The organism is Pedobacter humicola, from assembly GCF_056490705.1.
In genome coordinates this window covers 123214-142956 of record NZ_JBWJIG010000002.1, presented here as the reverse complement: position 1 = coordinate 142956, position 19743 = coordinate 123214, and the positions used below count along the sequence as shown (strand labels likewise).

Sequence of the window (19743 nt, the reverse complement as noted above, 5' to 3'; positions counted from 1 at the left end):
CTGGCTGAGCCTGTACCGTTATTACGGGCTGTCTATCATTTATAAAAGAGAACTGCCAGGCGGAAGCTCACAGGCCGCCTTGCCCGGATCAAAGATCCTGGTCTCTTCACTTCCTTCAGTTGTTATTCTATCGCCCGATATCCTGATCCAGTTTCCTTCACGAAGGCCAACTACTTTGATCTCATTCTGTGTTAAGAACTCTTGGATCCTGGTTTCCCTTGTTTCTCCATTGTGTTTTAAATCCGGATTAGGATCCAGATAATGCGGGTTGAGGTTAAATGGAACCAATCCCATACAGTCAAAAGAAGCAGGATAAACAATGGGCATATCGTTGGTAGTTTTCATATTGATCCCGCCAATATTACTTCCCGCGCTACAGCCCAGATAGGGTTTCCCTTTTTTGATGTTTTCACTTAAAACCTCCATTACCCCATGCTCATGCAATGTTTTGACCAACAGAAAAGTATTTCCCCCGCCGGTAAAAAAGCCTTTGGCAGCATGAATGGCCTGTACAGGGTCTGCGAACTCATGTAAACCCTTAACCTTGATCTTTATCGAAGCGAAAAAAACGCTGGCCTTTTCGGTATAATCCTGGTGAGAAATCCCCCCTGGTCTTGCATAGGGGATAAATATGATTTCATCTATTCCTTCAAAGAGATTGATCAGCTCATCCTTTAGGTAATCCAGGTAATTTCCACCGAATAGGGTAGAAGTTGAGGCAAGTATAACATTCATCTTTAGTCAATTTCTATAACTGTGCAGAGGCAAAGTTAAAAAACAGAAAGACTTTTCGGTTTACATCTCCCATTCCAGCTCAATTTAAATCTTGATTAAGCCATCATTTTTAAATCCTGATCATCAGTCCTGTTTCTTATTCTGCTCAGGGTTTCTAAACGCATACCCAGATAACTGGCCAGGTACCGTTGAGGTATTCTATCAATATCAAAAGCTGTACTCGCCAGTTTCAGGTACCTTCCAAGTGCATTTGGTATCCTTGCGATAATTGACCTTTCTGCAGCCTGGTAATATTGGGTTTCCAAAATCTTCCTGGCAATAATGTTCCACTCTGGGTGATTGGCAGATAAGGATTCAGTAAGCGAATAAGGGATACGGACCAGGTAACAATCTTCCAGGGCCTGCAGATATTCGAATGAATGGTCGGACCGTTGTTCGGGATGTCGGATGGCTTCTATGATCTGGTTTTCGAAACCGAACCAGGTGCTGATGTCTTTTTTATGCTCCCTGACAAAGCCCCTCACCACGCCTTTAATGATGAAATACATGGCATTGTTGGTATCTATGGGCGAGAGGATGTGCTTGTGCTTGCGTATCTTGACCACCTGGCAATTTTCCTCATAATGGCTAATGAATTTCTTCGATAGGGGATGGAATTTTTCCAAATGGTTGAAAAATGGCTTCATAAGAAGACTAGGGTCAATACCTGCTATCATTGCTTAGTTCGGACAGTAAATAGTAAATTCGGTGATGTTCCAGCCCGTTGGTCAAAGGCAGAAAACTACTGGTCCAAATCTACCGGCTATCCTGTAAATAAATTACATGAAGGGTGCCGCATGTCTCTAATCATTCAAGCGTTAGAGCAGAATCTGGTTAAATGGTCTTTAGGCCGTTAATCCTTTAGCAAAATAAGCGGTTGGCATGATGCCTTTTTCCTTTTTAAAGGCATTGTAAAAAGTAGCCTGATTTTTAAAGCCCGATTCGTGCGCAATGGCCTCGATGGTTATCTTATCGCAAAGTAAGGGATATTGCATTAAGAAATGCGCTATCCGGTAACCGTTGATCCAATCCCGGAAATTCTTTCCGATGTGGTTGTTGATCATAAAGGAACATTGGTGGACTGGTATATTGATACGGGCCGCCAGGTCGATAATCTGAAGCTCCCGATCAAGGTAAAGACAATGATCTTCCATTTCTTTTCTGATCAGATCAACGTACAATAGAATCTCCTTTTCCGGTAAATTAAATTTTTTCGCAGGGTTAGCCAGGGCTTTAGGCACCTTTATGATATCTGTTACCAAAAAATCTTTTGGTACAGTCGCCTCATCTGAGATGATCTTTTCTTTCCAGTCATCTTTGTTCCAGTCAATGGCCACCAATAAAAAACCATAAAACATGCTGGGTTTATGCAGTGCATATAAAATGATCAGTAATATGCACAGACAATTGATTACAACAAATATAGAACTGTCCATTGGTATAGATAAACTTCTTAATATCCTGGGCAGCAGACCCAGGATCTGAAAGAAGGTGGCGATCTTGAGTAAAAAAATTACCCACCCCCTTGTGGTCTGGTCTATGGTCTGCTTCCATAAAATCTGGGATTTAATGACCGCGAACCAGGTTAAGCCCAGGTAAACCATCATGAGGACCGGCCGTAAAAGAAAATGAAAGGCAGGTGGGAATAAGCCACTTTTGGCCATCAGGGAGTGATAGCCGTCCGCGTGCAACTGGGTGATGATTAAATTCCAATCCAGCGCTACAGATCCAGGCCATGGGAAAACATGGATTATCGCAAATGCAGCGGGTATGAAATGGAGGAAATCTTTTTTCTCAAGCCTTTTTTTCTCCAATACGAAGCCTGTGATGTAGAGATAAAAGCAGGCTGGAGCGGCGAAATAAAAGGGGGTGAAGAACTGATAAAAGATCGAAAGCGGCTCTGTCTTTCCGTTAGTAATGAACAGTGAATTAAGTACCTGTCCGAAACGGGAAAAAAGCAATATGGACAATAGTACATTCTGTTTCCTGTTCCCATTTTTTGCAAAAAATAAATGGAGGGAAATCAAAAGCAGGAAAAAACAGGTGGTGCCCGCCAGAAATTTTACAAACGACATATTTTGAAAGCAAGTTAAGCTTAAATGTTCGTTAAATGGAAATTAAGTATGATTTTTTAGACAATTATCAAATAAAATGTTTTTTATTGTCCGTCGCTGCTTCAAGGAATTAATTGTTTTCATAAAAAAATCACATGCCTGCTTTACATGCTCATATGATCTAAGTTTGGTTTTAGAAATAGGTATCTAAAATGAAATGGAAAGGTTTGGAGGGAAAGATTGGAATTATCTTCATACCGAAATATAGAAGGGCTGTTTTCCAGCGATGGTTGAAGATGGTTTTGTTGTGTTAAGACTGCAGTCTGCCACCCCTAGCTCTAGGGAGACCAGCAATATGATGAAGCCTGGGGATAGAATAGTTATCCGTTAAAGAATTTTCCGCTCCTTAACCTTAACTGCAGGGCTGCCCTGATAAATTCCATAAGCATCCAGCGATTTAGTGGCCACAGAGCCCATGGAAAGTACCGCATGGCTGTGAACTGTTACTCCAGGACCAACCCTGGTAGCTGCGCCAATCCATGCACCCTCTTCAATGGTAATAGGGGCAGTAATGAGATCGAAGCTTGTTTTAAGGTAATTGTGGTTCCCGGTGATCAGCGTCGCTTGTTGAGATATACAGCAGTGTTCGGCAATGTGTACGAAGTCTAAATTTTCGATGTAACAATCAGCAATCCAACTGTAATCTCCAATAATAAGCTTCCATGGATATTTTACATGGATACCAGGTTTGATCCTTACCTGTTTTCCGATCCTGGCACCAAAAAGCCGTAAAATAAAAACAAGGACTGAACTAACTGGGATGATCCGGCTTTTAAAAACAAATACATCCGTAAAATACCATAGAAACTGTTTTAACACTGACGCTCCGATCCGGAAATCGCCTGTATTAAAATTCTTATGAAGCTGTGTTTTTTTCAAGGTAGAATTAATCTTGCTTTACTTGATCGGTATCTTCAATTTTTGTTTTCCCGGTTCCTTTTGTATTTTTTTTAATCCAGATATACAACATCACAAAAATGCAGATATATACAATTACATTGAAGATTTCATGATGGTAGGTAAAGTTTTGTCGTTGCGATTGAAAGAAGCCAAGCAGAACCCCTAAACCGGCAATCCGGCAGACATTTAAAATATAGATGGTAACAATCCCAATGGTCAACATCTTAAAAGTGGATTTCCAGGGTGCAGGAAATGCCAATACAAAAGCTGCTAAAAAACTCATTACGCCAAGTCCGAGGCATGAATAATTAACCCGTAGATAAGGGCCTGCTACAACCATTACATCCGAGTCGTTATAAATGGCATAAAACCCGAAGGCTTTTATGATCCATACAGCGGGTACGATCAACGCCGTTTTTAATCCCTGGATATAATCAAAATGTTGAGCCAGAAAAGGATTATAAAACCTTGCCCCTGGGCTCATTACACTATTCATAAACAGATTGCCCTGACTAAACAGGATATAGAGTGCAAAAAGGGCGATCACAAATTTGATCGCTTTTTTATCTCCTTGCTTCCTGGCTTGTTTATTCTGGATTTCGTTCATATGCCTAAAGGTAAAGCTTTCGTGCTAAAAAAAGGAATTGTTGTTCTGTATATGGTAAGCAAAAAACTTAATGGTTTGAAATTCAATGAGCAAAATAGCTTGGGTGACCTTAGGTAGCGGAAAGCAATATCGAAAGATTACTGAAGTTGCCTTTTTAAGGCTTGAATTTTCTTGTCTACCAGTTTTCTGAACCAAAGTCCCTGAAGATAATGAAATTTTCTGGCCGTCTTACTGTCAAGCACACCCAACTGAAAAATCATGCGGTAGCTATAATATAAATATGGCCTTATGCCCAAAGGGAGTTTCCACCAAAGTCTTTTTAGCCATGCCTTTTTTTCATCTGGATTGCCCCAAAGGTTTGGTTTTAACGTTTGTGTCCGTAGCTTCTGCATCCGTTCCACTTCTTCCTGAGCAATTAGTTCGCTGTATTTTTCGTGTTTTTTATACCAGAAATCGATATTGTTTTCTTTAAGGTTTTCTTCTAACAAATGTCCCTTTTTCCAGATTAGCGTTTTGCCGGGAACAATAAAACGGTGATCCATATTCTCACTCAGATCCGAATGGCCGATGCCTGTTCTGAACATTTTCAAAAGATAAATAGGGTAGTAACCTCCATAGCGGATCCAATTCCCCTGAAAATAGTTTTTGCGGTTGAAATAAATCCCGTTTATTCCTTCGAAATCCGCACCCTTAAATGTTTGAAGTTGATCGAAAAGCTCTGGCGTTACAACTTGATCGGCATCCAGCCCGATTATCCAGGGGGTGATAATATCAAATTTTTTTAGTGCGAAATCCCACTGTTTGGGATGGTTGATAAAGGCATTACTTTTTATTTCAGCGCCATAGCTGGCAGCTATTTTTAAAGTATGATCGGTACTTCCGCTATCCAGAATGAAGGTTTTAGCCTGTAAATCTTTAATAGATTCCAGTAAGCGGGGCAGATGGACCTCTTCGTTAAAGGTTAAGATGATGAAACTGAATTCGCTGTTCAATGGGCCAAACTTTTATATAACTCTAAATAACGTTTAGCCAGAGCCTGATCGTTAAAATCCTTACGGATTATTTCTGGGGCAAACTGCCTGATGTTTTCTCTTTTTTCTTGATCATCAAAAGCTTTTAATAGTGCTGTTTTAATATCATTAGCGTCAAGTTTACAGATCCAGCCCAATTGCTTATCGTTTACATAATCAGCTAAACCCACCTGGTCCGAAATTAAAACAGGTGTTCCAACGCTTAAACTTTCAATCACTACATTGGCAAAATTTTCATTATAAGAACTAAGTATCAGAAAATCTTGTTCAGCCATCAACATATATTTATCCTGATCAGAAACCTGTCCGATCCAATTGATACGTTGATTAATGCTTAAGTTTTGCGCATATAGGTTTAAGCTTTTCACATATCCTTCCTTTCCCGAGCCTGCAATGGTGAGCGCCCAGTCTATATCTAATTGTGATAAAGCATCGAAGAGCAGCTCCAGCCCCTTTTTTTCTTCAATACGCGAAAGGAAAATAAGTTTGAAAGATGATGATTTAGGTTTATCTGAACTCAATACTTGAGACTCAATACTTGCTGCTCCTGGTGCTAAATTCACTAAATTCGGTATCACTGTAATACTTTTTGGCGTAACGATCTCAAGGATATCGCGCTTTTCCTGCTCACTGGTGGCATGGATGTGGCAATATTTCAATAGTTTTTTACCAATGATATAGTGAAGCAGCTTTTTAAAGACCGAATGGCGATTATTTTGTGTGTAAACGGTAAGCATGCCCCTTGGCGAGAGCACCACAGGTACGCTGTACCATTTCGCTACCCAACAACTTAAAACAGAAACCAAGTTCCACCAGGCATGAATGTGTACAACAGGGTTAGCGTTTATAGGTTTGTCATTCTGAATGTACGGAAGTATCTCTTTCCGTAAACTCCATAACAACCCAGGCGAAAAATGACTATGATCTTTAGTCCAACGTTTAAAATAGGTTACTTGTACACCCTCAACCAAAACAGCTTTGCCTATGCTTACATCTAATTCAGATGTTCCATTTGCAGTGGTGGTTAAAACCAGTGGGTCGACTTTGCTTTTCGCCGCACGCTTGTTGCACAACGCGGCTAACGCTTCGCACAACTTCGCCACGCTCTGTATTGGCCCTCCATATATGTAAGCCGGTTTGTAAGACGCTGTGATGTGGATTATCTTCAAGTTATTGCCTGATGTATTGATCAATTCTCTTAGCCAGAAATTTATTGATCAGTAGGTAAATAATGAAAAATGTAATTAGACTCCCAACGATCTTATCAAGCGCGAATTCAAAAGTGCTGATCTGAAAAAATAATGGAATAACCAAACAGACTCCCCAGATATTGTTAAAAGAATGATGAACAATATATTTAAACATAAAACCGATAAGTAATCCGAATAGGAATAGTGGCAGAAGCATGAATGGAAATCCAAAATCAACATAGGTTTCTGCTACATAGCCCATACTGATAGAAGTTCCCTGCTCACTACCTGCAAAGCCCAATCCAGTATACATTATTGTTTTTTCCGAGTCGTTTATTGCAGTCTTATCCGGGAAAAAAAGCCTTGGCATAAATACCCTTTCAATGGCATCAAGCCATAAACGCCCATGCTCATGTGGCCTTGAAGTAGGAACGTAGGAAATTGATCCTGAAAAAATGTCGATATATGAAGTCCGGTCGATTAGCGCGGTAACTGCATCCTGGTATTTGTTTTGATCGATGGAATTTCCTAGTTCAATCGCTTTGGTTAAAGCATCTGTTTTGGATACAGAGACGATTTGAGCCTGTTTCCCACCAGAGAGATATGATCTGTATTGAGGTTTGATAAATTGCCACACGATCAGCATATTAAACAAAATAATGCCGGCAAATAGTATGAAAGAATATTCTTTTTTGGTTAGTTTTTCATTAACAAATAAATATAATATAAAACCGATAACAAAAAATTCTTTGAAAGCGCTAAAATAACCGGTAAAACTTAGAACGATTTCCAATGAAAAAATAAGAAGGAATTTTTGCTTCATTTGTGACCGATCCTTAAATGAAATGAGAAAGAACAGTACAAAAATTGACCATTTCAGATCAAGCAATTTAATAATAAGCTGATATAAGCCTCCAAACCTTCCTGCTACATTTAATAAGATGGGATACAGAATGATTGCACAGATGTATGCATACATGATTTTCTTTTTATCATACCGTGCTGTACTTACCCCAAGGTTTTTAAATGAAATTATTTTGGTTTCCCTCGTGGCAAGATTAATGCCTAAGCTTATCAACAATAATCCAAATAAACTATAATAGAAGGCTTCTTCAATTTTGAGGGGATTGGTGAACAGGTTTTGAAAGGGTAGAGAGATGAAGGATGCATAGAGGATTTTTACAGATACCTGCACCCACTGCAGAAATATACCAAAAAATAAAATCGGAATCTCTCCTTTCTTCCATAAGAGTTTAGCGGTTACTGGAACAAATAAAATGGCACTGAAAGTAGTTAGCGGGTTAGTGCTAAATAAGCTCAGTAACAAAAGAATAAAGATTAAACCTAACAGCGTTGGACCTAATTTTATAGCGTCTTTAAACAAATTATGTGATTGTTTTAATTGTAAATGATCTTTAATAGCTTCCCTGCCTGTGTTTTGATGTTAAAGTCGTTGGAAATCCTAAGGTAATTATTTGCTATATAATAGTTGTTTTTTACGCCATTATTTGCAATAGATACTAATCTTTCTTTTAAATCATTAACATCATTGGATTGAAATAAGATGCCGGTATGCTGGTCTTCAATAATTTCAGCCGGCCCACCATTATCTGTGGATAGAACAAGAACACTCCTGATCCCAGCTTCAATAATAACCATTCCGAATGATTCGAAAGATATTGAAGGTAAAACCAGTAAATTCAGATCAGTGTAGATTTCATCTAAGCTAGCTTTATACCCCATCCATCTGATATTAGATTCAATGCCTTTATTTTGAGCACTCTGCCTAAGCTTCTCAATATAATTGACTTCACCCGCACCAAAAATTTTCAAATGAAATTTAATGTTATTGTCTTTTTTAAGTTCTCCCAGAGCCTGGAATAACAGCTCATGACCCTTGTGCGCTGCAATTTGACCCACAATACCAATTTTCAGTTTTTCAAAATTATCTACAGTATGTTTTTCAGGTAGCACCGATGTGCCATTATATAAGGTTATTATTTTTTCAGCTCTTATACCACATTCGATTAAGCTTTGGGCTGTTGCTTCAGATACTGTGATAAACTGGCGGGTCTTGTTTTGGATCCGCGTTAAAATGAATCTATTAAAAGGATTTGGTTCTGTATAATCATGTACATGATAGATATGTTTGGTATTTACAAAGAAACAGGTCATAAATATCGTTCTGAAAGAGGTGTGATAACATAAATCGGGTTTAAAGTCCTTGATCACTTTCCTGATCTCTTTTATTGCAAAGGGGAGATGGAATAAAGTATCTAAAGTCCATCTTATATTTCTCGGATATATAAATCCGAGTTTAATACAGGAATAGGGAATAGCAAGTGCCTTTAACCGTTCATTAAATGCCCCATTCCCCCAGGCACTGGTAATGCAATAAATCTCAACCCCTAAATCTTTAAGTGCTTCGAGATAAGCAAGTGTTACCACTTCTACTCCGGCAATAATATGAGCCCCACAAAATACCAATATCCTTTTAGCCATTCTTTAAATTTTCAAGTTCGTTGGTAAAGGCGGCAACCTGCTTCTCAATCGACCAATTTTTAATGATTTGGCTGGAGGCTTTTCCCATATCCGCCAAAAGCTTTTTGTTTCCAACGATTTGTTTTATTAATGCACTAAGCTCAACCTGATTTTTAAAGACATATCCATTTTTGTTGTTTTTTATCAAGTCTGGGGCGCAACCAACCTGTTTAGATACCAGCACAGCCTTGCCGGCTGCCATTGCTTCATTAATGGATAAACCCCAGGTTTCGCTGCTTGAGGTTAAGCAGAATAGATCGCAGGCCTGATAACATACCGGCATTTTACTTTGGTTTTGAAAATCCATAAAATGAACCTGATCTGGGATATGGTCCAGACTGTTTTGTGAGCTAATATTGTGAACCACCGCTTTCATCCCGGATTCAAGAATGCCATTCCCAACAAATAATAAGTGGACATTTTGAGCAGCGGTTTCTATAAAAGCATTGAGCAATAACAGCGGATTTTTTCTTGGTTCAAACTTTCCGGCAAACAATATTAAGATATCTTCACTTCCAATGGCGAGTTTTTGTCTCAAAGCATTAGCCTCATCACTTCTGTTTTCCGCAAAACGATGATTATCTACAGCATGCGGCGCAAATACAAGTTGATTTTCGGTTAATCCGTAGGCTAAAAAGTATGCTTTGCCCGCACTCCCTACGTAAAATGCTTTATCAACCATCTTGTAAATTAGCTTTAAGTAGATTTTTCTTAATATTTTCTTCCAAAAAGGCATAACATCTAAGAGGGTAGAATCTCCCCTGAACCATAATGGGATCTTTCCGTTAAAATAACGAAGGGCTTTTAAGTGACTGTGGTAAGCCCATCCATAAATAAGTATAGCATGTGGATCAAAAATTTTGATAGCAGCTATGATATCTGGATTCTGAATACCAAAAAAGTGATGTGAGCCTGGTTCTTTGGCTGTGTTTTTTAAGAAAGTATAGGAGTAACCCTCCAAAAGTGGAATATCCCAGGCAATTTCCTGTTGAAAATCATGATCAAATTTTTGCCCCTGCGCAGCTGTGCCCCAGGTATAAAAAACCTGAAGATCGCAATATTGTGCCAGCTGTTTAAAAACAGGTGTAAAGTATTGGATGGGGTGGGTAATAATGACTGCGAGTTTTTTCTTCATCTCTTATAATGCAAGAAAGGCTTTTCTAAATAACGGTAACTGATCAAGGAGATCGGAACTAAGAAAACGAGGGTGCAAATGAATGTGATAAACAAGTTTGTGATAGGCAGTAAACCGTATTTAACAACATATTGGGCAAATAGTTGTACAACCAACCCATGCCATAAGTAAAAACTGTAGGATAGTTTGCCGAGATATGATAATCCTGTGAAATTAAATACTTTGGTTAACCATTTTTGATGTAAGCCCCAATATAAGATTGCTGCAAATCCAAATCCCATGACCGAGAACCCTACCCATTTAATAAAGCTATTATATGTTGCAAATATTTCTAAAACGTTCTTGGAGATCAAAAAACGACCTAGATAAACGATAACCAATAACGGGAAGAACAGCAGAATATCTATTTTTCTATCCTTGTTATTTTTGTGAAAAAATCTTCCGGCCAGCATACCAAAAGCAAACTCTAAAAACCTGAATAAAATCTGATCTGTGAGGCGTGAAGCATCGAGAGGAGACAAAATTATGATAGTTAAGGGAATTATGGTGAATATACATACAAATGTAATGAAGGCAGTTTTAAAATTTTTTAGGCCCTGAACCCAGGTGAATACTGGAAATATGAGGTAATATTGCCATTCTAAACTCAGGGTCCAAAATAAGCCGGCACTGTTATATTTGCTCAAAACGTTATTAAGGTAGAATATACTGGTAAAAGCACTTTTAAGAACCGGAAAATCGGTGTTTTTAAAATACAAAAATGAGATGTACACTATAGATGCGGTATAAAATGCAGGCGAGAGCCTAACCCATCTTTTGATCAGGAACTGCTTTACTGAATAATTTTTAGTTCCATAATTGGTGTACATGATAAAACCACTGATTACAAAAAAGAGGTCTACACCATTTCCACCAAGTGCAAATATTTTTGAAAAATCGAAGCCAAATAAATTTATCTGGGGATTCCCAAATGAAGACCAGCAATGAATGTAACACACACCAATTGCAGCCAGCGCACGAAAGCCATCTAAAGAGGTAATTCTACTTACTTTTAATTTTCCCTCAATCAGCATTCAACGGTCCGGTTAAATAAATCACATTGTTTTTGGGTAAGTGCTTCAGCCGAGTAAATGGAAAAACTTTCCATATTCGTTTGTCGGGGAACAAAGTTGGGGGTAGCGATGTTGTTTAAAAAGTCCTGGATTATTTTTTCTGCCTGCACCTTATCCAGAACATCTGCTACACTGCCTGCATTACAGTCCTGAATGATCTTTGCGGCGCTACTTTTTAAATTAAATATAGCCAATATAGGTTTCTTTGAAAGGATGTAAGGGTAAATTTTGCTTGCTGTATAACCCGGATCATCAGATCCCAATATAACAAGTCCGTCAGCATTAGACAGATAGAATAGAGTTTCAAAGTATGAAATTCGATCTGTCTGTTCATGAACATGCCCGGCCAGTCCCATACGATCTGCCACTGGTTTAATGGTCGAAATGCCGGTGCCCTTTGGCGCATAACTGGTGCCGATAAAATAAAATTTAAATTTTTCGAACGACTTGGCCCTTTCTCGTAAAAGTGAATTGAAGTTTTCAAAAAGAAGCTTGGCTGCTTCTTTAAGGTCATGTCCGCCCCGGCCTATGTAAACCAGGTTGATGGTATTATTATCCAGTAATGGCGTGGCTAAATACCTTTTGTGTGCAGCAACAATTTCAAAATCTTTTATTGCTGCGGGAAAGGTAATCACAGCAGTAGGAATTTTTTTCACTTCACTGTACCTTTGCCTCAGCTCTTCGATATAAGCGGCAGATACACTCATTATACCGCTAACCTTTCGCATGGCAATAGGTTCAAGATATTTATTCAGCCTATAGGAGAACCAATATTTAGGAGGGCGCTGGGCTTTGGGCTTATTTTGGTAATACTCGCTATGCCATGGATCCTGCATATCGATAATATAAGGAATATTGAATTTTTTTTTCCAATGGTTCCCTAAAATGCAAATTGGAAATTCGGTTGTTGAGAAAAATATAAGATCAAAAGCTTCTTTTTTTAACAAACGATCCACATACTTTTTATAAAAAAGAAATGACCTTAATGCGAGGCTTCCAAGCCCAAACTTACTGGTCCATTTTTTTTGAAAGGCTTTTACCTCATGGATTTTAATATGGCTCGGGATGCTTTCTAATAGTAAGGGATCTTCTGCAACATCATAATAAAGCGGATCAACACAAACAACGGTTGGCTGCCAGCCATTGTTTTCGTAATAGGGTAAACTGAGCCTTACCCGGTGCATATCTGCTGCATTTCTTGGAGGGAAATGCGGTGAAACGATCAATACCTTTTTCAAAAGTCCATTGTTTGGTTAATGATTGATAAGAATTGATTTTGCTCCTTTTCCCAGTTTAATGTGAGTTGCCCCAGTTCGTAATTACCAGCTTTATGCTGGTTCAAAAGTGTCCTGTTGTTGTTGTATTTTTTTAACATTTCAGCTAAAGAATGGGCATTGTTTTTTTCAAACAGCAGCCCGATATGTGGATATCTTATTAACAGTTTTTCCTGGGCTATTGTATTACTTGCAATAACAGACAGCCCTGATTGTATGTAGGTGAATATTTTATTGCTGAGGGCCAGTTCATTATTAATAGAAAAACCACTTTCTGTTGCCAAACCGACATCAAAAAGACTGGAAAAAGCAAATAGATCATTTTGGCTGATTGGCTGATGTATATGAATGCAATTAAGATTAAAATTGGCTTTTGTATAACAGTTAGTTAAGAAATCTTCTTGTGGATTCCCTAACAGATGCAGTTCAAAAGGGAAATGTACCAGGTTTAAGGCCTCAATTATGGTTTCTATCCCACGGTTGGGACCTATTGTTTGCGAAAACCAGAAGAGTTTTAATGGCTTTTCAAAATTGGGCTGCGATGATTGATCTGTTTTTGGAAAAACATTTAGGATTGTGGGCACTTCTATCTTGAAAAGATGACTGTATTTTTTTGATATCTCCTGACTTGCGCCGGTTAGATAGGTTAATTGGGGTATATATTTTTCTTCAATGTATATTTTTAGCCTAACATCCAGATCGAGCGGAGAATTTGATAGTTCGTATCGATGAAAATCCTCCGCATCAAATCCAACTTTTGCATGATGGTACTTGCCAGCTTTTACTGCAACAGGTAGTGCGGCTAAATTATGCGCGATATAAAGATCTGCATGAATTGCTATGGCAGATCGATAAAGTAACATCAGGCACCGGCCCATAGCCAGCTCGGCTATTCCTGATTTAAAACTACCATATTTGGCTGTTATATAAGCTAACTTGCGGATGGCTCTGGTGAAATTGAAAATGAATTTGTTCGAAAAGGGACTGCCGCCAACCTGAACCGCCGACCATCGCTTTTTCTTTAGCAATATTTCGTCACATGCTGTTGCCCATTTGTTTAGGTATTGGTATAATACGGTTACCTGGTATCCTGCTTCGCAAAGTGCATCAGCCTCCTTTACCAATCTGGGGTTGGTTGTGGGTTGGCCTGATGTAATTAAAACGATGTGTTTTAGGCGCTCCATTTATTACTATCTCTGTTCAGGAGGCTTTTGGTCACGAAAATAAAGTCAGATTGGTAAAGGGCGCCATCCAATGGTCTTCTGATAATGGAACAGATATCATAGAGATAAAAGCCTTTTTCCTTCATAAAAACGATCACTTCATCAACTAAAGGAGAATCTATGTAAATATTGAGCATGGAAACCTCCAAAAGAACTACATCAACTTTTTTGAGAAAACGGGTTGCTCCTTTTAATATTTCCAATTCGTAACCTTGTGTGTCGATCTTTAATAATACAGGCCCTACAATAGTTTTTTGATCAACGATTGAATCCAGTGTTTTTAAAGTTCTGGTTTCAACTATTGCATTTGTAATATTGTTTTCTTTTAAAATGGAACTGGCAGTTTCATATTTGTTAAATTTTACTTCTTCGTCTGTAGCACCCAATAAAGCTGTTTCAAAAGTGAATTTGGTTGTTGTTTTGCATATTTCATTTAGGATCGTGGCCTTTTCCGTTTGGCCTTCTATCATCATGATTTCTGCGGCAGGAAATATACTGCTCATCTTTTTTGACCATTCTCCTTCGTAAGCCCCGATATCCAATATAAACTGAGGTTCGAAACCAAGCTTTTTCATGTGTTTAAAGCTGCTGAACATATTGGGGACGCCTATTTTTTCTTTCAGATAATCTTTCAGTATTTTTGGTATCAATGATCCTAACATGTTGATTTTTTTAGTTTAGTTTGGTACAATTGGATGTATTGGTCTGCGATTTCCTTACTGCTGAATTTAAGCATGGCAGTTTCGTAGACCTTCTCTCTTGATAAAGTTTTGATCTTAGCTACATTTATAACCATTTCTTCCACGTTGGAACAGATAAAACCTGTAATGTTATCCTGGATTACTTCGGGTACAGAGCCCCTGTTTAGTCCTATAACGGGAGTTCCACAGGCCATTGCTTCTGCCATAACAATCCCAAAAGGCTCATTCCATAGTATTGGCATCAACAGGGCAGAGGCATTTCTTAACATTTCGTTTTTTTGACCGTCGTTTACAGTTCCTACATATTGGATATCCTCCGAAAGGTGCGGTTCGACTTGAGCTTTAAAATATGCTGATTCTCCATCCGGAATGTTACCTGCAATGATCAGTCTTTTGTTACTTCTAACTGCTACTTCTATTGCCACATGCACACCTTTAATATGTTCCAGCCTTCCTAAAAAAACCAGTGGGGCGTTATTATCGGGATCAAAATTTGGATTATAGGTATTGAGCGGGAAGCCGTTATAAATGGTTACCGTATCAGCTATGGGCTTAATCTGGTTGGAAATGTAATCACTACAACCTGTGAAGCTTAGTGAGTTCATCTTACTTAATAATACTGCCTTTTTAATCTGCGATAAGGTAGGTTCCCTTTGATAAGACATAATTTTGGGTGTTCGAGACCTTAAGAAGGGAATAAGATATGCCAATCGACCGAAATTATGGATGATATCGGGCTTAAACCGTTTCAGTTTACTAATGGTTATGGTATTATATAAGTGTTTTAGTTTACTGTTCTGATCTGAAAATGGAATTAATGGAACTGGTACTTTTGATCCCTGATGGGCGATAAGTATTACTTCATGTCCTTTTTCAAGCAGATGGTTGATCAGAAAATCAATTATCCGCTCAATACCACCGTATCCTTGGGGAGGAATCGGTAAGTAAGGATCTGCTATGATGGCTATCCGCAACTTATCTCGCATGCATTTTATTTTTAATAACTTTGGTAAGTTTCCAGCCAATAATCTTATCTAATATCCCCGTAACCCCTTTATTGTCCGGTGAATATTTTTTCCCCGTAAGTACTTTCACCTGATTAATACCATATTGATAAAAAGCTGTGTTGCTACCATAAAAATGATATACCCAACCACGCCAATAATTAGCCAGGGCCAGTTGAACCCGTGGGCTGTTCTCGTATGCCAAAAGCAGTTTTGTTGTTGCACACAATGCATCGAATGCAGATTTAAGTGCTTTTTCACCTGAGATATTGGAAAGTGAGGCCTGTACATCACGCCGGTAATAAATTTTCACATCTGGATTGTAAACAATAAACTTAGCTTTCAATAGCAATCTGGGGAAAAATTCGAAGTCATCAATTAAGGAGAGCTGCTCATTCCATGTTCCCGAGTGTTCAATTAATGTTCTTGGAATTAAAAACATACCACATTGTGTGAGATTTAATCCTTTGGCATGGTCGGCCATAAGCCAGTCGATGGCAGGTAGTGATTGTTTAATTGCAGAGGGATTTTCACGGGTATTACTGATGTCGTTATTATAAAATTCCTGCAATTCACAGGCAATAATGGTATCGGGATGGTTAACTATTAATTTTACCTGTTTTTCAAGATAAACATCCGTGATCAGATCGTCTGCGTCGAAAAATACAATGTATTTTCCTGTCGAATTTTCAAATGCCAGGTTTCTGGCTGCTGCTGCCCCGGCATTTTCAGTGCGCATTAATATTTTTATTCTGGAATCGGAGGGTGCAATCCTTTGCAACAAGGCTAAGCTGCCGTCGGTAGAGCAGTCATCTACAATCACAATTTCAAAATTTCTGTAGGTTTGGTTGATGAATGCCTGTAGGGTTTCCTCTATAAAAGCTTCAGCGTTATAGCAGGGGATACAAACAGAAATCAGCGGAAACTGATTTAAAATCATGGGGGCAAAATATCTTTGAGCCGTTTCGTTAGTTTCCAGCCCAAAATGTACGATAGGATTTTAGTAAAACCGCTTTGATGCGGTTTAAATTTCTTACCTGTAAGGTTAACAATCTGATCATTCGCAGAAATAAAAAGCGCTTTACTTTTAGGATAAAAGTGATAGGCCCATAAAGACCAGTAATTGGCCATCACTTTACGTGACCGATCGGAGTTCTCAAAAGCCAGTATCCTACTGCTTGTAAGGCAAAGTGCCATATAAGCAGAATTTAACGCCTCTCTGCTTAGTATGTTCGATAGAGAATTAGTTGTACCACTTCGGTAGAATACTTTGGCCTCTTCGGTAAAAATAACCTTATCGGCAGCTAACAATATCCTGGGAAAAAATTCTAGGTCGTTGATCAACGAAAGCTCCTCGTTCCATAAACCGGCCGTATCCAGTATATTCCTGGGAATCAGGAACATGCCGCATTGCATCATGCCCAATCCTTTTCCATTATCCATCAGTAGCCAGTCAATCGGTTTTAAATCCTTCCAGTTTGCCAGTTTTTCTTCCAATGCGTTTTTAATATTGTTATTGTAAAACCTTTTAACCTGGCCGGCAGCAATATGGTTGTCATTTTTTTCAATAGCACAAACCTGAGTTTCTATATGCCCGGGATTGATTAGATCATCGGCATCAATAAATTTAATATATTTTCCATTCGAATTTTTAAAGGCGGTATTGGCTGCATGGCATTGTCCCTTGTTTTTTTGTTGATAAAGGGAAATTTTTGCTTCGGAATATTTCTGTTTAATTTTCAGAATAAGGTCTACACTATTATCAGTAGATCCATCGTCCACAATGATGACCTCAATATTTCCATAGCTTTGAATACTGATGCTTTCGATAGTTTCGGCAATGAATTTACTTGCATTATAACAGGGAATGCAAATGGACACTAATGGACTAGGCATTCCTTCTTAGATGTGGTTTAAACAATCTTATAATTTTTTCACGAACCCATACGGTAAAGTACGGGCTCATTTTGGTCATAAAATTAAATGCTAGATTACCATTTGATGAATAATACCGGCCGAGCTTTCGACATAAAGCCAGTGCTTTGGTTATATTTTTCCAATCTTGGAAAGCAGACAGACTTGAAACACATCTATACAGTTGATCTATAATAATTTGATGATATCTGGCATTTGTTTTTTTTGCAGCTTTATTTAAAACATGGAATCTGGCCACAGCACATTGATGTAAACTGCTTTGTGACATGGAACCGGGTACAAAATAATTGATAATACTCAATTCCTTTTCGCTGTCAAAAGAAAGTCCGTGCACGGCAAGTGAAATATGGAAAGCACAGTCTTCATTGAAAAGTACGAGTGGATCACAGTCATAACCACCAGCTTCTAAAAATTTTTCTCTTTTATACAGCCCGCAAAATGGATTGATCTGTTCTGACAGTGCGTAAGCAATGGCGTCTTCATTTAATGCTTGCGAATCAAACCTTCTTACATCTATCACCTCTTTAGTTAGATTATCTTTGCATTGATAGTCGAAAAGAATCACATCAGGACATTTTTCTTTTTCAATCCATCTATGCGCTAAAGTGGTGAAATTAGGCATCAATTCATCATCGGCGTCATGAAAGTGCAGCCAATGCGCATCTGATAGCTCAGCTAATTTATTTTTTCCATAAGAGCAACCACGATTTATATCTCCTTCAATTACTGTTGCACCAAAGCGTTTTGCCACTTCTTTTGTGGCATCGGTACTGCAGTCATCATAAACTAATATTTCATCAAAAGGGATAAATTGTTTTAATGCAGAGTCTAATAATCGGGGTAAGCACCAAGCTGCATTATAAGCAGGAATACATAAAGCTATGGTACTCATATTTTTTTCCTGATTCTTTTAAGCAGGTAAGTAATTAATTTCTTTAAAGGCTGCTTATCAAGAAGTTCATCAATCCGATGTTTAGTTTCAGATGGCTGAAACAGCGAAATTTGATAGTCATTAGCCTTTGTCGGAATAAATTGTTTACTTGCTTTTTTATACTCCAATAAATTTTCTTCTATCAATGCCAGAGTGCATAACTTTTTAGTGAGCGTGTTCCTGGCACTTATGACCATAGATTCGTACTCATTTTTGCTGAGCGTCCGTACCTTTTTAATACAATTGGCTAAAGCAAGAGGATCTTCTTTTTGATACCTGAAACCATTTATGCCACCTTCAATGAGTTCGGAAACACCGGCACCATCCGAACAGATTAATACGGTACCTGCAGCCATGTACTCTAAACCCGTAAAATTATACATATCCCATGTAGAGGGAATAATCGCATATAGTGCTTTTTGTTGGATGAACTGAAGGTTTGTATGCTCAATAGGTTTATGGGCAATAATCTTTGTTCCCCATATTGCAGGGTATTCATTTTTTAATTGCGTTGATTTGGACTCTTTATTATCATAATTGGTATCTTTTCCATACCATTTGATCAAAATATCTTCATTACCTAATGCTTGTATGGCTTTACATAAAATATCTGGCCCTTTCCATTCTTGGATTCTACCAGCTACTATGCCAAAATGCGCTTTCTCGGGATAAGGGATTGATGTGAAAAGCAGGGGAAATACCGGTGGGATCCGTATCACCTCTTGATTTAGAATATTTTTCCAAAATGTTTGATTGGCTACGCTGTGCGTAATTAATCGGTCGGCATGTTTAAGTAGATTGAGCTCTGTATGCCTGAATAGATCGCCTGATAAACCTTCTTTAAGATCAGGCTCAAACATTTCTATCTGCCCCGAACTGCCGTGTAACCTGGTGATTACGGGGATCTGATGGTTAACTAACCAAGGGATAAACCCCAGTCCAAAATCAGTACATTCTACCAGATCGAAGCCATTACCCCGGCCTGCCTGTTCCCACATTGCCCATGCTGCAGCTACATTCTTTTTATATTCTGGTAATAAATCAAATCGGCTAAATTTCTCTAATTGATCTTGATATAGTTCAGGTTTAAGATATTCGATGTTCAGCCCTTCTAAATTATAGCTCTCATTTGATTGAGTGTAACCACTGCCTACAATTACTTTTATTTCCTTTACATGCGGTTTTAATGCTTTGATGTAATGCAGATAATAAGTAGAAATACCCCCTCCGGAATGGGGATAATATTCGGGAAGGATAAAAAGGATTTTCAA

At 38.4% G+C, this 19743-nt stretch carries 19 protein-coding genes; all 19 read right to left on the bottom strand.

Going from position 1 to position 19743, the window contains the following annotated elements:
* Nucleotides 1-39: 39 nt before the first annotated feature.
* The gene (gene pepE / locus AC04Q1_RS04200) at nucleotides 40-735 is read right to left on the bottom strand and encodes a dipeptidase PepE (RefSeq protein WP_478362113.1); all 696 of its coding nucleotides are present in this window, start codon (nucleotides 733-735) and stop codon (nucleotides 40-42) included.
* A 95-nt stretch (nucleotides 736-830) separates the two neighbouring features.
* On the bottom strand, nucleotides 831-1421 hold the full coding sequence (locus AC04Q1_RS04195; protein ID WP_478362111.1) for a Crp/Fnr family transcriptional regulator: 591 nt from the start codon (nucleotides 1419-1421) through the stop codon (nucleotides 831-833).
* Nucleotides 1422-1619: 198 nt separating this feature from the next.
* Nucleotides 1620-2849: a helix-turn-helix domain-containing protein gene (locus AC04Q1_RS04190; RefSeq protein ID WP_478362110.1), complete on the bottom strand. Its 1230-nt coding sequence runs from the start codon at nucleotides 2847-2849 to the stop codon at nucleotides 1620-1622.
* 366 nt (nucleotides 2850-3215) lie between these two features.
* The gene (locus tag AC04Q1_RS04185; protein ID WP_478362108.1) at nucleotides 3216-3767 is read right to left on the bottom strand and encodes a WcaF family extracellular polysaccharide biosynthesis acetyltransferase; all 552 of its coding nucleotides are present in this window, start codon (nucleotides 3765-3767) and stop codon (nucleotides 3216-3218) included.
* A gap of 7 nt (nucleotides 3768-3774) precedes the next feature.
* A complete protein-coding gene (gene xrtY, locus AC04Q1_RS04180; protein ID WP_478362106.1) occupies nucleotides 3775-4395 on the bottom strand; it encodes an exosortase Y in 621 nt (206 codons plus the stop codon).
* Between the two features lie 137 nt (nucleotides 4396-4532).
* A complete protein-coding gene (locus AC04Q1_RS04175) occupies nucleotides 4533-5387 on the bottom strand; it encodes a glycosyltransferase family 2 protein (protein WP_478362104.1) in 855 nt (284 codons plus the stop codon).
* Entirely contained in the window at nucleotides 5384-6595 is a 1212-nt protein-coding gene (locus AC04Q1_RS04170) for an XrtY-associated glycosyltransferase XYAG1 (protein WP_478362102.1), read from the bottom strand. Before AC04Q1_RS04170 ends, AC04Q1_RS04175 begins: the two co-directional genes overlap by 4 nt.
* 1 nt (nucleotide 6596) lies before the next feature.
* Nucleotides 6597-7943, bottom strand: a complete 1347-nt coding sequence (locus AC04Q1_RS04165) for a hypothetical protein (protein WP_478362100.1) — start codon at nucleotides 7941-7943, stop codon at nucleotides 6597-6599.
* 71 nt (nucleotides 7944-8014) lie between these two features.
* Nucleotides 8015-9118: a glycosyltransferase family 4 protein gene (locus tag AC04Q1_RS04160; protein ID WP_478362098.1), complete on the bottom strand. Its 1104-nt coding sequence runs from the start codon at nucleotides 9116-9118 to the stop codon at nucleotides 8015-8017.
* Entirely contained in the window at nucleotides 9111-10118 is a 1008-nt protein-coding gene (locus tag AC04Q1_RS04155; protein ID WP_478362096.1) for a glycosyltransferase family 4 protein, read from the bottom strand. The genes AC04Q1_RS04160 and AC04Q1_RS04155 overlap by 8 nt, the downstream gene beginning before the upstream one ends.
* 170 nt (nucleotides 10119-10288) lie before the next feature.
* Nucleotides 10289-11365, bottom strand: a complete 1077-nt coding sequence (locus tag AC04Q1_RS04150; RefSeq protein WP_478362094.1) for an acyltransferase family protein — start codon at nucleotides 11363-11365, stop codon at nucleotides 10289-10291.
* Entirely contained in the window at nucleotides 11359-12642 is a 1284-nt protein-coding gene (locus AC04Q1_RS04145; RefSeq protein ID WP_478362092.1) for a glycosyltransferase, read from the bottom strand. The genes AC04Q1_RS04150 and AC04Q1_RS04145 overlap by 7 nt, the downstream gene beginning before the upstream one ends.
* On the bottom strand, nucleotides 12639-13862 hold the full coding sequence (locus AC04Q1_RS04140; RefSeq protein ID WP_478362089.1) for a glycosyltransferase family protein: 1224 nt from the start codon (nucleotides 13860-13862) through the stop codon (nucleotides 12639-12641). The genes AC04Q1_RS04145 and AC04Q1_RS04140 overlap by 4 nt, the downstream gene beginning before the upstream one ends.
* Nucleotides 13850-14563, bottom strand: coding sequence for an FkbM family methyltransferase (locus tag AC04Q1_RS04135; RefSeq protein WP_478362087.1), 714 nt, complete (start codon nucleotides 14561-14563; stop codon nucleotides 13850-13852). Before AC04Q1_RS04135 ends, AC04Q1_RS04140 begins: the two co-directional genes overlap by 13 nt.
* Entirely contained in the window at nucleotides 14557-15588 is a 1032-nt protein-coding gene (locus AC04Q1_RS04130) for a glycosyltransferase family 4 protein (protein WP_478362086.1), read from the bottom strand. Before AC04Q1_RS04130 ends, AC04Q1_RS04135 begins: the two co-directional genes overlap by 7 nt.
* A complete protein-coding gene (locus tag AC04Q1_RS04125; protein WP_478362084.1) occupies nucleotides 15578-16546 on the bottom strand; it encodes a glycosyltransferase family 2 protein in 969 nt (322 codons plus the stop codon). The genes AC04Q1_RS04130 and AC04Q1_RS04125 overlap by 11 nt, the downstream gene beginning before the upstream one ends.
* Nucleotides 16543-17502, bottom strand: coding sequence for a glycosyltransferase family 2 protein (locus tag AC04Q1_RS04120; protein WP_478362082.1), 960 nt, complete (start codon nucleotides 17500-17502; stop codon nucleotides 16543-16545). The genes AC04Q1_RS04125 and AC04Q1_RS04120 overlap by 4 nt, the downstream gene beginning before the upstream one ends.
* Nucleotides 17495-18433 carry a glycosyltransferase family 2 protein gene (locus AC04Q1_RS04115; protein ID WP_478362080.1) on the bottom strand — a complete coding sequence of 313 codons (939 nt, stop codon included), beginning with the start codon at nucleotides 18431-18433 and terminating at the stop codon, nucleotides 17495-17497. The genes AC04Q1_RS04120 and AC04Q1_RS04115 overlap by 8 nt, the downstream gene beginning before the upstream one ends.
* Nucleotides 18430-19743, bottom strand: a complete 1314-nt coding sequence (locus tag AC04Q1_RS04110) for a glycosyltransferase family 4 protein (protein ID WP_478362078.1) — start codon at nucleotides 19741-19743, stop codon at nucleotides 18430-18432. Before AC04Q1_RS04110 ends, AC04Q1_RS04115 begins: the two co-directional genes overlap by 4 nt.